Genomic DNA, 12480 nt, shown 5'->3' with positions numbered 1-12480 from the left:
ATGGCAACGATCAAGGATGTGGCCGCGCTGGCGGGGATTTCCTACACCACGGTGTCTCATGTGGTGAACAAGACGCGCCCGGTCAGCGAGCCGGTACGGATCAAGGTCGAGGCGGCCATCAAGCAGCTCGACTATGTACCCAGTGCGGTCGCGCGCTCGCTGAAGGCCAAGACCACAGCCACCATCGGCCTGTTGGTGCCCAACAGCCTCAACCCGTATTTTGCGGAACTGGCCCGGGGCATCGAGGATTACTGCGAGCGTAACGGCTATTGCGTGATCCTCTGCAACTCCGACGATAATGCCGAAAAGCAGCGCAGCTACCTGAGGGTGCTGCTGGAAAAACGCATCGACGGCTTGATCGTGACCTCGGTGGGCGGCGACGACAGCGGCCTGGCGACAGGCCTCAAGGCGGTACGCACGCCGATGGTCATCGTCGACCGTGCACTGGACGGGATTGATGTCGACCTGGTGCGCATCGACCATGAACAGGGCGCTTACCTGGCGACCCGGCACTTGCTCGATCTGGGGCATCGCGACATTGCCTGCATTGGTGGCCCGAGTCATACCCGCGTGGCGCAAATGCGGATGGCGGGCTACTACCGCGCCTTGGCCGAGGCGGGGCTCGAAGTGCCGGCCGGCCGTGTGCTGGAAAGTGATTTCACCAGTACCGGTGGTTACGCGGCCGCGGCGCAATTGCTGGCGGATAATCCCCCCAGCGCGATTTTTGCCGGCAACGACATGATTGGCTTCGGCGTCTTGCGCGCCGCTGCCGAACGTAATATCCGGGTGCCCGGTGAGCTGTCGGTGATCGGGTTTGATGATATCCAGATGAGCCAGTACGTGTACCCGGCGCTGACCACCGTGGGCCAGTCGATCCTGCAGTTGGGAGAGATGGCGGCCGAGCTTTTACTGCGACGAATTGCGACACCCCAATTGCCGATCGATCAGCGCATCGTGACGCCGAGTATTGTCCTGCGCGAGTCGACGGCGCCGTTGGCCGGTGTGTTTGCCCAATACCGCTGAACCGAATTGATGAGTACTGATGTATGCCAGCAAAAGTAGTGGTAATAGGCAGCCTGAACATGGACCTGGTCACCCGGGCCAGCCGGCTGCCCCGCGCCGGTGAGACCCTGATCGGCCAATCGTTTTCCACCGTTCCCGGCGGCAAGGGCGCGAACCAGGCGGTCGCTTCGGCGCGCCTCGGGGCTGAGGTCGCCATGGTCGGCTGCGTGGGCACCGATGCCTATGGCGCGCAATTGCGCGACGCGTTGCTGGTGGAGGGCATTGATTGCCAGGCCGTCAGCACCGTCGACGGTTCCAGCGGCGTGGCGCTGATCGTGGTGGATGACAGCAGCCAGAATGCGATCGTTATTGTCGCCGGTAGCAATGGCGAGCTGACCCCAGCCAAATTACAGGCATTTGACAGTGTGCTGCAGGCTGCCGACGTGATTGTCTGCCAGCTGGAAACGCCGATGGAGACTGTCGGCCATGCCCTCAAGCGCGGTCGCGAGCTGGGCAAAACGGTGATCCTGAACCCGGCGCCGGCCAGTGGTCCGCTGCCCGAGGATTGGTACGCCGCCATCGACTACCTGATTCCCAATGAAAGCGAAGCCTCGGCCTTGAGCGGCGTGGTGGTCGACTCGCTGGACAGCGCCAAGGCCGCCGCGACACGCCTGATCAAGGCCGGTGCTGGCAAAGTGATCATTACCCTCGGCTCCGAAGGCGCGTTGTTTGCCGATGGCCAAGGCTTCGAGCACCTGGTCGCGCCCAAGGTCAAGGCGGTCGATACCACGGCTGCCGGTGACACCTTCGTCGGCGGTTTCGCAGCCGCGCTGGCCAACGGCAGGAGCGAGGCCGAGGCCATTCGTTTCGGCCAGGTAGCCGCCGCGCTGTCCGTGACCCGCGCGGGTGCGCAACCCTCTATTCCCACATTGCATGACGTCCAAGGTTTTGTGCCCTCATGAAAAAGACTCCCTTGCTCAATATCGCGCTGTCGCGGGTGATCGCATCCCTTGGCCATGGCGACATTCTGGTGATCGGTGATGCCGGCTTGCCGGTGCCGCCGGGTGTCGAGCTGATCGACCTGGCGCTGACCAAAGGCATTCCGGATTTCGTCAGTACCTTGCGCATCGTCCTCAGCGAGATGCAGGTGGAAAGCCACGTGCTCGCGGAAGAAATCCTGCTCAAGCAACCGCCGGCCCTGGCGGATCTCAATACCCTGACCGAACAGGCCGCCCTCGGCGAGCGCCGCCTGGTCAGCCATGAAGAGTTCAAGCAGCTCAGCCGCAAGGCGAGGGCGGTGGTGCGCACCGGCGAGTGCCAGCCCTACTGCAATATCGCGCTGGTTTCCGGCGTAACGTTCTAGAATTCCCCAACGACAAGGAGTGCGTCATGCAACGTGGTACCCAAACCCTGCGACACCTGTTCCGGAGTGTGCTGCTTTTGTCCGTGCTAACTGCTGCAAGCGCCCACGCGGCGGAAAAAATCGACCTGATCATCGACACCGACCCCGGTGCCGACGACGTGGTTGCCTTGCTGTTCGCCATGGCTTCGCCCGATGAACTGCAGATCCGCGCGCTGACCACCGTTGCCGGTAACGTGCGCCTCGACAAGACCTCCCGCAACGCACGCCTGGCCCGCGAATGGGCAGGGCGCGAGGACATCCCGGTATATGCCGGTGCACCGAAACCGATGCTGCGCACGCCGATCTACGCTGAAAACATCCATGGCAAGGAAGGCATCTCCGGCGTCACCGTGCATGAGCCGAAAAAAGGCCTGGCCGAAGGCAATGCCGTTGATTACCTGATCAAGACCCTCAGCACCGCCAAGCCCCACAGCATCACCATCGCCATGCTCGGTCCGCAGACCAACCTGGCGCTGGCATTGACCCAGGCGCCGGAGATCACTCAAGGCATCAAGGAAGTGGTGGTGATGGGCGGCGCGCACTTCAACGGCGGCAATATCACGCCGGTGGCCGAGTTCAACCTGTTCGCCGACCCGATCGCGGCCGAGATCGTGCTCAAGAGCGGCGTCAAGCTGACCTACCTGCCGTTGGACGTGACCCACAAGGTCCTGACCAGCGACGCACGCCTGAAGCAAATCGCTGCGCTGAACAACAACGCGAGCAAGGTGGTGGGCGATATTCTCAATGAATACGTCAAGGGCGACATGGAGCACTACGGCATCCCGGGCGGCCCGGTGCATGACGCTACCGTCATTGCCTACCTGCTCAAGCCTGCGCTGTTCAGCGGCCGTGAGGTCAACGTGGTGGTGGACAGCCGTGAAGGCCCGACCTTCGGCCAGACCATCGTCGACTGGTACGATGGCCTGAAACAACCGAAGAACGCGTTCTGGGTTGAAAATGGCGATGCCCAGGGCTTCTTCGATCTGCTGACCGAACGCCTTGGTCGCCTGAAGTAAACAGCCTGCCGGTCGACGTTCGTCGGCCGGGTCTTATTCGCGCTCGGGGTCTGGCGCCCCCATGTGATCGGCCGGGTATTTCTCGAATACCTGGCCGATGAATGCCTGCGCGGCCTGTGTGCCCAGTTCCTTGACCAGCAGGTCGATACCGATGATTGCCAACTCCTCCGGGCTGCCCGGGCTATAGGAGCTTTGCCCGTGGGGCCACTTGGCTTTGATGTCGGCGTGGATCGTGACGATGGTCATGGGTGTCTCGCGGGGCTGAAAGGCGGTTAGTGCGTTCTGCGTGTGGAGTTAACCATTTTGCGCCGTGTTTGGCACTGCTACTTAGGCATGAGGGGAGGGCTGTGCGACACTGTCCGCCTGTTTAATTGCCAGGGCAAACCGCGTGCAGATCGACTTGAACAACCCCGACAACCTGACGCTGGACGCTGTGCGGCAGCTGCTTGCGTCCGCCAGTGACAACGTTCACACCCAATTGCGCGTTACCAAGGCCGGCATTGCCTACATTTCTTCGGGCGTGGTGGGTGGCGTCGATATCGACGGCCTTCTGTTCCGCCTGGAGACCTGGGCGGCGGGTTCGGGTTATGTCGGCAACGTCGCAGCCAGCGACGAGGTGTGGGTGATGCAGATTTTCAACGCGCTCAAGCAGAATTGGCCAACCCCGCCGTTTGATTACATCGACATCTACTGAGTGCGTTCATATCTGGTGACGATTGATTCGCCAGCGCCCGGTGTCGACTCAGGCAGACTGGCCCACAGCCAATTGTGACAATTCTGAAACCAATCGGCCAAACCACGGTCGCACGATCTCTGTCCATTTTTTCTCAAAGGAGGCTTCATGCCTTGGAAGCTCGCATCATTCGGTACTTTGTTGGCTGCGCTCGCCTTGTCGGGTTGCAGCACCCCGGGTACCTCTGAGCCAGCCAAAGACACTGCCGTGACCGATGCTGGTCATAGCCGCTGTGAGGCGAAAGCTGCCGAGTTCGCAATCGGCCAGAAAGCTTCGCCACAATTGCTGGAACAGGCCCGTAGCCGCGCCGGAGCGCAGAACGCACGCATTCTCAAGCCAGATGACATGGTCACGCTGGAATACCGCTCCGATCGCCTGAACCTCAATACCGATGACAACCTTGTGATCAATCGGGTCAATTGCGGCTGATTGCTCCAGCGCTTTTCTCCAGGCCATAAAAAACCCCGTCACATGGACGGGGTTTTTTTAGTTCGGCGCAGAATTACTCTGGGCGAACCTGTGCAGCTTGCATACCCTTTTGGCCTTTCTCAGCCACGAAGGAAACGGTTTGGCCTTCTTTCAGGCTTTTGAAACCGTCGCTTTCGATAGCTTTGAAGTGTACGAACAGGTCGTCACCGCCACCTTGAGGAGTGATGAAGCCGAAGCCTTTTTCATCGTTGAACCATTTAACGGTGCCGGTTTGGCGATTAGACATGGTGTATCTCCAAGAAACATATATTTTCAGTAGTGCTGTGCTGCTCAGGCCAACTGGGCACACCGAGCTATCATAGTCGAAATGTTCGGCTTGGGAGCCCCCCCAAGGCATTGTTTGCTAATCAATCGCGTTGTGTTTCATGCCTTGGTTGGCTGAAAGCCCCGATCTACGGGGCTTTCAGGCGAAATATCAGCTATTAAAAAAAGCCGTAAAAGCTGCGTAATTTGTGAGAAATGGCAGTTTTCATGGCGATTTTTGGTCCTTCAGCCGGTCCGGCAGGGTGTAAAAATTACTTTTTCTTCACGACTTTGCAGGACGAAATAGCCGTCACAGCTTTGGTCTTGAGCGCGGGATCTGCGTTCTGGTTGGTCATGAGTTCCTTGATTTCGGCACTGCTCAATTCGGCATTGATTTTGTCCGCGCCACATTCACAGTGGTCTTTGGCGGTTTTGGCATCAACACTTTGCTGGGCGGCTGCGCTGCAATCCTTGATGAAGCTGTCCCGCGCACCGGCAGGCCAGTTCGACGGGGCTGCGGCGTGCGCACCCAGGGACATGAGGGTCAGGGATGCAGCAAGGGCGAAAGTCGAGGTAAAACGCATAATCAAATGCTCCTGGAGTCGTGGACGAACGGCGATTCTCGGTGTGTTTGAGGGCTGCCGTACAGTTCAAGTTCACTTTTGCCCTTAAAAGCCGGGAATTTTCGTTTCGTGAAGCGGCTTCGGCGCCATGACCGTTCATCTGTGCTAGCATCTTCCGCTTGGCTATTTTCCGGCGCGCCCTATGCCGCCTTGCCAAGGTCTTTTTTGTTTAACTCCAGTCACTCTGGTTCGATTATCGGTTGGCCGAAAGGCTCCTGCCGCTGTAAGGCAGGCGTTCATCACTGAACGGCCTGGTATTGGATCTTGTACTGGCTCATCCCAACCCACGTGACCTTTGGTAGGGGTCACCACTAGGAGAGGAGGCGCCATGCCAACTATTACTCTTCCCGACGGCAGTCAACGTTCATTCGATCATTCGGTTTCCGTAGCCGAGGTCGCCGCATCCATTGGTGCCGGCCTGGCCAAGGCCACCGTGGCCGGCAAGGTCGACGGCAAGCTGGTCGACGCCAGCGACCTGATCACCGGCGATGCCAGCCTGCAAATCATCACGCCCAAGGATCAAGAGGGGCTGGAGATCATTCGCCACTCTTGCGCGCACCTGATTGGCCATGCGGTCAAGCAGCTGTACCCAACCGCGAAGATGGTCATCGGCCCGGTCATCGACGAAGGCTTCTATTACGACATCGCCTACGAGCGTCCTTTCACCCCGGACGACCTGGCGGCTATCGAACAGCGCATGCACGCGCTGATCGAAAAAGATTACGACGTCATCAAGAAAGTCACTCCGCGTGCCGAAGTGATCGACGTGTTCACCGCCCGCGGCGAAGACTACAAGCTGCGCCTGGTGGAAGACATGCCGGACGAGCAGGCCATGGGCCTGTATTACCACGAAGAATATGTCGACATGTGCCGTGGCCCGCACGTGCCGAACACACGCTTCCTCAAGTCGTTCAAGCTGACCAAGCTGTCCGGTGCCTACTGGCGCGGTGACGCGAAGAACGAACAACTGCAGCGGATCTACGGCACTGCCTGGGCTGACAAGAAGCAGCTGGCGGCCTACATCCAGCGCATCGAAGAAGCCGAAAAACGCGACCATCGCAAGATCGGCAAGCGCCTGAACCTGTTCCACCTCCAGGAAGAAGCGCCGGGCATGGTGTTCTGGCACCCGAACGGCTGGACCCTGTACCAGGTGCTCGAGCAGTACATGCGCAAGGTTCAGCGCGACAACGGCTACCTGGAGATCAAGACGCCGCAAGTCGTTGACCGCAGCCTGTGGGAGAAATCCGGGCACTGGGCCAACTACGCCGACAACATGTTCACCACCCAGTCGGAAAACCGCGACTACGCCATCAAGCCGATGAACTGCCCGTGCCACGTACAGGTGTTCAACCAGGGCCTGAAGAGCTACCGCGAGTTGCCGATGCGCCTGGCCGAGTTCGGTGCCTGCCACCGTAACGAGCCATCGGGTGCACTGCACGGCATCATGCGCGTGCGCGGCTTCACTCAGGATGACGCCCACATCTTCTGCACCGAAGAGCAGATGCAGGCCGAATCCGCTGCATTCATCAAGCTGACCATGGACGTGTACCGCGATTTCGGTTTCACCGAAGTCGAGATGAAGCTGTCCACTCGTCCGGAAAAACGCGTCGGTTCCGACGAGCTGTGGGACCGAGCCGAAGCTGCACTGGCCGCAGCGCTGGACAGTGCGGGGCTTGCATACGACTTGCAGCCGGGCGAGGGCGCGTTCTACGGTCCGAAGATCGAGTTCTCGCTGAAAGATTGCCTTGGTCGCGTCTGGCAGTGTGGTACCCTGCAGCTCGATTTTAACCTGCCGATCCGTCTGGGAGCCGAATACGTCTCCGAAGACAACAGCCGTAAACACCCGGTTATGCTGCACCGGGCGATCCTCGGCTCGTTCGAACGGTTCGTCGGGATCCTGATCGAGCACTACGAGGGTGCATTCCCTGCGTGGCTGGCTCCGACCCAGGCAGTGATCATGAATATCACTGATAAACAGGCAGATTTTGCCGCTGAAGTTGAAAAAACTCTCAATGAAAGCGGATTTCGTGCCAAGTCCGACTTGAGAAATGAAAAGATCGGCTTTAAAATCCGCGAGCATACTTTGCTCAAGGTTCCCTATCTTTTGGTTATCGGAGATCGGGAAGTCGAGATGCAGACTGTCGCTGTGCGTACTCGTGAAGGTGCTGACCTGGGCTCGATGCCCGTCGCCCAGTTCGCTGAGTTCCTCGCGCAAGCGGTTTCCCGGCGTGGTCGCCCAGATTCGGAGTAATTATTATTAAGCGTGAAATGAGACAAGATAAACGAGCTGCACCGAAAGCCCCGATCAACGAGAATATCTCGGCACGCGAGGTTCGGTTAATTGGCGCTGACGGCGAGCAGATTGGCATCGTCTCGATTGATGAAGCGCTTCGTATTGCTGAAGAGTCCAAATTGGACCTGGTGGAAATCTCCGCCGACGCAATCCCACCCGTTTGCCGGGTGATGGACTACGGCAAGTCGATCTTCGAGAAGAAGAAGCAGATTGCCGCGGCGAAGAAGAACCAGAAGCAGATTCAAGTAAAAGAAATCAAGTTTCGTCCAGGGACGGAGGAAGGGGATTACCAGGTAAAACTGCGCAACCTGGTACGTTTCCTGAGTGATGGGGACAGGGCCAAGGTATCCTTGCGATTCCGCGGCCGTGAGATGGCCCACCAGGAGCTGGGGATGGAACTCCTCAAGCGGGTTGAAGCTGACCTGCTCGAGTACGGTTCGGTCGAACAGCATCCTAAGATGGAAGGACGCCAGCTTATTATGGTCATCGCCCCGAAAAAGAAGAAGTAATCAATAGGGCACGGCAGGCCTTCTGATTATGTTTATCAACTGAATGCGGAGTACCGAACATGCCAAAGATGAAAACTAAAAGTGGTGCTGCTAAGCGGTTTCTGAAAACTGCTAACGGTATCAAGCACAAGCACGCTTTCAAGAGCCACATCCTGACTAAAATGTCGACCAAGCGTAAGCGTCAACTGCGCGGTAGCAGCTTGCTGCATCCGTCTGACGTGGCAAAAGTCGAGCGCATGCTGCGCCTTCGTTAATTTTAGTCAAGAATAGAGGAAGTAACTCATGGCTCGTGTAAAGCGTGGCGTCATGGCGCGTAAGCGCCACAAGAAAATTCTGAAACTTGCTAAAGGCTACTACGGCGCGCGTTCACGCGTATTCCGTGTTGCCAAGCAAGCGGTTATCAAGGCTGGCCAATACGCCTACCGTGACCGTCGTCAGAAAAAACGTCAGTTCCGCGCTCTGTGGATCGCTCGTATCAACGCTGGTGCACGTGTTAACGGTCTGTCCTACAGCCGTTTCATCGCTGGCCTGAAAAAAGCGTCCATCGAGATCGACCGTAAGGTTCTGGCTGATCTGGCAGTGAACGAAAAAGCGGCGTTTGCTGCGATTGTCGAGAAAGCTAAAGCCACCTTGGCTTAAGTACCCCCGACAGTCACCCTGGGTCGCTTCCGCGGCCCACGGTGTTAAACGTCTTAAATAGGGGAAGAGCCTTCAAGCTCTTCCCCTATTTTGTATCTGGAGTCTGTACATGGAAAACCTGGATGCGCTGGTCTCTCAAGCACTAGAGGCTGTGCAAAGCGCAGAAGATATCAATGCCCTGGAGCAAATCCGGGTTCACTACCTTGGCAAAAAGGGTGAATTGACTCAGGTGATGAAGACCCTGGGGAATTTGCCGGCTGAAGAGCGTCCGCAAGTCGGTGCGCTGATCAACGTGGCCAAGGAGCGTGTTACAGAGGTTCTCAATGCGCGCAAGGCGTCGCTCGAGGAGGCTGATCTTGCGGCCAAGCTCGCCGCCGAATCCATTGACGTGACCCTGCCTGGCCGTGGCCAGACCTCGGGCGGCCTGCATCCGATTACCCGGACTCTGGAACGTATCGAGCAGTTCTTCACCCACATCGGCTACGGCATTGCCGAAGGCCCTGAGGTCGAAGACGACTATCACAACTTCGAGGCGCTCAACATCCCAGGCCACCACCCGGCCCGGTCGATGCATGACACCTTCTATTTCAACGCGAACATGCTGCTGCGCACCCATACCTCGCCGGTACAGGTCCGCACCATGGAATCGCAGAAGCCGCCGATCCGCATCGTCTGCCCAGGCCGTGTGTATCGCAGCGACTCCGATATCACCCACTCGCCGATGTTCCACCAGGTCGAAGGCCTGCTGGTTGATCGCGACATCAACTTCGCCGACCTCAAAGGCACCATCGAAGAATTCCTGCGGGTGTTCTTCGAGAAGGAGCTGGCGGTACGTTTCCGTCCTTCATTCTTCCCGTTCACCGAGCCATCCGCTGAAGTCGATATGGAATGCGTGATGTGCAGCGGTAAAGGCTGCCGCGTCTGCAAACAGACCGGCTGGCTGGAAGTGATGGGTTGCGGCATGGTTCACCCCAACGTACTGCGCATGTCCGGGATCGACCCGGAAGAATTCTCGGGCTTTGCCTTCGGCATGGGCGTTGAGCGTCTGGCCATGCTGCGTTACGGCGTGAACGACTTGCGTCTGTTCTTCGACAACGACTTGCGGTTCCTCGCGCAATTTCGCTAGTCGTAACGGATCTTTAGGAGAGCAGGATGAAATTCAGTGAACAATGGCTGCGTGGCTGGGTAAGCCCGCAGGTAAGTCGCGACGAGCTGGTTGCTCGTCTGTCGATGGCCGGCCTTGAGGTCGATAGCGTTACGCCGGCCGCCGGTGTTTTCAGTGGTGTGGTTGTGGGTGAGGTGCTGAGCACCGAGCAACACCCGGACGCTGACAAGTTGCGTGTGTGCCAGGTCAGCAACGGCGCGGAAACCTTCCAGGTCGTGTGCGGAGCGCCAAACGTGCGCCCGGGCCTGAAAATCCCGTTCGCCATGATCGGTGCCGAGCTGCCAGGCGACTTCAAGATCAAGAAGGCCAAGCTGCGTGGCGTTGAGTCCAACGGCATGCTGTGCTCCCAGGCGGAACTGCAGGTCGGTGAAGGCAACGATGGCCTGATGGAACTGCCGGCCGATGCGCCAGTGGGCCAGGACATCCGTGTCTATCTGGAACTGGAAGACGCCAGCATCGAGGTCGACCTGACCCCGAACCGTGGCGACTGCCTGTCGCTGGCGGGCCTGGCGCGTGAAGTCGGCGCACTGTACGCCGCGAACGTGACCCGCCCGGTGGTTGCAGCGGTACCTGCCGTGCACGACGAAGTGCGTTCGATCGAAGTGCTCGCCCCCAATGCCTGCCCACGTTACCTGGGTCGCGTGATCCGTAACGTCGACCTGTCCAAGCCAACCCCGCTGTGGATGGTTGAGCGCCTGCGCCGTTCCGAAGTGCGCAGCATCGACGCTGCCGTCGACATCACCAACTACGTGATGCTGGAACTGGGCCAACCGCTGCACGCCTTCGATCTCGCCGAAATCAACGGCGGCATCCGCGTGCGCATGGCCGAAGAAGGCGAGAAGCTGGTACTGCTCGACGGCCAGGAAGTTAGCCTGCGTGCCGACACCCTGGTGATCGCTGACCATTCCCGCGCCCTGGCGATTGCCGGCGTGATGGGGGGTGAGCACAGTGGCGTGTCCGCAACCACTCGCGACATCTTTCTCGAAAGCGCTTTCTTCGATCAGATCGCCATCGCTGGCAAGGCCCGTTCCTATGGCCTGCACACCGACGCCTCGCACCGCTACGAGCGTGGCGTGGACTGGCAGCTGGCCCGTGAAGCCATGGAGCGCGCCACTGGCCTGCTGCTGGAAATCACTGGCGGCGAAGCCGGCCCGATCATCGAAACCGTCAGCGAACAGCACCTGCCGTCGGTTGCACCGATCATCCTGCGCGCCAAGGCCGTTGAGCAAATGCTCGGCCTAGTGATCGAGCCGGTTGAAATCGAGCGCCTGCTGTCGGCACTCGGCCTCGGCATCTCGGCCGGTGAAGCAGGGCAGTGGCACGTAGAAGTGCCAAGCCATCGCTTCGATATCAGCCTGGAAGTCGACCTGATCGAAGAACTGGCCCGCCTGTACGGCTACAACCGCCTGCCGGTTCGTTACCCGCAAGCGCGCCTGGCGCCGCAGCCGAAAGCCGAAGCCCGTGCACACCTGCCGGAACTGCGTCGCCTGCTGGTTGCCCGTGGTTATCAGGAAGCAGTGACCTACAGCTTCATCGATCCAAAGCAATTCGAACTGTTCAACCCGGGTGTCGAGCCGCTGTTGCTGGCTAACCCGATCTCCAACGACATGGCCGCCATGCGCTCGTCGCTGTGGCCGGGTCTGGTTAAGGCGCTGTCCCACAACCTGAACCGTCAGCAAGACCGCGTGCGCATGTTTGAAAGCGGCCTGCGTTTCGTCGGTCAGCTGGATGGCCTGAAGCAAGAGCCGATGCTGGCTGGCGTGGTTTGCGGCAGCCGTCTGCCGGAAGGCTGGGCACAAGGTCGCGACACTGTCGACTTCTTCGACGTCAAGGCCGATGTGGAAGCGGTGCTGGGCTTTGCCGGTGCGCTGGATGCCTTCACTTTCACCCCTGGCAAACACCCGGCGTTGCACCCGGGCCAGACCGCCCGTATCGAACGTGAAGGTCGCCTGGTGGGCTTCGTTGGCGCGATTCACCCCGAACTGTCGAAAACCTTGGGGCTGGACCGTCCAGTCTTCGTTTTTGAGCTAGTCTTGGCTGAAGTGGCCTCGGGCAAAATGCCTAAATTCAGCGAGTTGTCGCGTTTCCCTGAAGTACGACGTGATCTGGCGCTGATTGCCGATCAAGGTGTTGCGGCCAGTGCTGTTCTGGACGTAATCCGTGAAAATGCAGGGGAATGGCTGACAGACCTCAGGCTATTTGACGTCTATCAGGGTAAAGGCATTGATCCGCATAGAAAAAGCCTTGCAGTTGGCTTGACCTGGCAGCATCCATCGCGCACTCTTAATGACGATGAGGTGAATACGACGACGCAAAATATCCTCACCTCGCTCGAACAAAGGTTGAACGCCACGTTAAGGAAGTGA

Annotated in this window: 15 protein-coding genes; 12 read left to right on the top strand and 3 right to left on the bottom strand. The window is 58.9% G+C overall.

Going from position 1 to position 12480, the window contains the following annotated elements; all coding sequences use genetic code 11:
* The 4 genes from A462_RS04465 to A462_RS04480 are packed head-to-tail and all read left to right on the top strand — an operon-like array spanning position 1 to position 3420.
* Positions 1–1023 (top strand): LacI family DNA-binding transcriptional regulator, encoded by a 1023-nt coding sequence (locus tag A462_RS04465; protein ID WP_003219958.1) that lies wholly within the window; start codon positions 1–3, stop codon positions 1021–1023.
* 23 nt (positions 1024–1046) lie between these two features.
* Positions 1047–1964, top strand: a complete 918-nt coding sequence (gene rbsK / locus A462_RS04470; protein WP_008438691.1) for a ribokinase — start codon at positions 1047–1049, stop codon at positions 1962–1964.
* Positions 1961–2365: a D-ribose pyranase gene (gene rbsD / locus A462_RS04475; RefSeq protein ID WP_008438690.1), complete on the top strand. Its 405-nt coding sequence runs from the start codon at positions 1961–1963 to the stop codon at positions 2363–2365. The genes rbsK and rbsD overlap by 4 nt, the downstream gene beginning before the upstream one ends.
* Positions 2366–2391: 26 nt before the next feature.
* The gene (locus A462_RS04480; RefSeq protein ID WP_003219953.1) at positions 2392–3420 is read left to right on the top strand and encodes a nucleoside hydrolase; all 1029 of its coding nucleotides are present in this window, start codon (positions 2392–2394) and stop codon (positions 3418–3420) included.
* Between the two features lie 33 nt (positions 3421–3453).
* On the opposite strand, the gene A462_RS04485 is transcribed toward A462_RS04480, so the two are convergent.
* Positions 3454–3666 carry a hypothetical protein gene (locus A462_RS04485; RefSeq protein ID WP_003219951.1) on the bottom strand — a complete coding sequence of 71 codons (213 nt, stop codon included), beginning with the start codon at positions 3664–3666 and terminating at the stop codon, positions 3454–3456.
* 142 nt (positions 3667–3808) lie between these two features.
* Between A462_RS04485 and A462_RS04490 the strand changes: the two genes are divergently transcribed.
* Together A462_RS04490 and A462_RS04495 are read left to right on the top strand one after the other, a co-directional pair.
* A complete protein-coding gene (locus tag A462_RS04490) occupies positions 3809–4114 on the top strand; it encodes a hypothetical protein (RefSeq protein ID WP_008438689.1) in 306 nt (101 codons plus the stop codon).
* Between the two features lie 147 nt (positions 4115–4261).
* Entirely contained in the window at positions 4262–4582 is a 321-nt protein-coding gene (locus A462_RS04495; RefSeq protein ID WP_008438688.1) for an I78 family peptidase inhibitor, read from the top strand.
* 73 nt (positions 4583–4655) lie between these two features.
* Here the strand turns inward: A462_RS04495 and A462_RS04500 are convergent, their stop codons facing one another.
* Positions 4656–4868, bottom strand: coding sequence for a cold-shock protein (locus A462_RS04500; protein WP_003179963.1), 213 nt, complete (start codon positions 4866–4868; stop codon positions 4656–4658).
* Positions 4869–5157: 289 nt separating this feature from the next.
* Positions 5158–5472: a hypothetical protein gene (locus tag A462_RS04505; RefSeq protein WP_080673250.1), complete on the bottom strand. Its 315-nt coding sequence runs from the start codon at positions 5470–5472 to the stop codon at positions 5158–5160.
* A 364-nt stretch (positions 5473–5836) separates the two neighbouring features.
* Here A462_RS04505 and thrS point away from each other — a divergent pair, with 364 nt between their 5' ends.
* The 6 genes from thrS (at position 5837) to pheT (ending at position 12480) form a co-directional block, all read left to right on the top strand.
* Positions 5837–7759 carry a threonine--tRNA ligase gene (gene thrS, locus A462_RS04510; RefSeq protein ID WP_003219944.1) on the top strand — a complete coding sequence of 641 codons (1923 nt, stop codon included), beginning with the start codon at positions 5837–5839 and terminating at the stop codon, positions 7757–7759.
* A complete protein-coding gene (infC, locus tag A462_RS04515) occupies positions 7759–8310 on the top strand; it encodes a translation initiation factor IF-3 (RefSeq protein WP_169875357.1) in 552 nt (183 codons plus the stop codon). Before thrS ends, infC begins: the two co-directional genes overlap by 1 nt.
* 59 nt (positions 8311–8369) lie before the next feature.
* A complete protein-coding gene (rpmI, locus tag A462_RS04520) occupies positions 8370–8564 on the top strand; it encodes a 50S ribosomal protein L35 (protein WP_002553160.1) in 195 nt (64 codons plus the stop codon).
* A 28-nt stretch (positions 8565–8592) separates the two neighbouring features.
* Positions 8593–8949 carry a 50S ribosomal protein L20 gene (gene rplT / locus A462_RS04525; RefSeq protein WP_003219940.1) on the top strand — a complete coding sequence of 119 codons (357 nt, stop codon included), beginning with the start codon at positions 8593–8595 and terminating at the stop codon, positions 8947–8949.
* A 109-nt stretch (positions 8950–9058) separates the two neighbouring features.
* Positions 9059–10075 carry a phenylalanine--tRNA ligase subunit alpha gene (gene pheS, locus A462_RS04530; RefSeq protein WP_003219939.1) on the top strand — a complete coding sequence of 339 codons (1017 nt, stop codon included), beginning with the start codon at positions 9059–9061 and terminating at the stop codon, positions 10073–10075.
* A 26-nt stretch (positions 10076–10101) separates the two neighbouring features.
* Complete coding sequence (pheT, locus tag A462_RS04535; RefSeq protein WP_008438687.1) at positions 10102–12480, top strand: phenylalanine--tRNA ligase subunit beta; 2379 nt, start codon at positions 10102–10104, stop codon at positions 12478–12480.

The organism is Pseudomonas sp. Ag1 (genome assembly GCF_000278565.1).
GTDB lineage: Bacteria > Pseudomonadota > Gammaproteobacteria > Pseudomonadales > Pseudomonadaceae > Aquipseudomonas.
The sequence above is the reverse complement of the archived record's forward strand: the minus strand, read 5'-3'. Positions and strand labels throughout refer to the sequence as shown.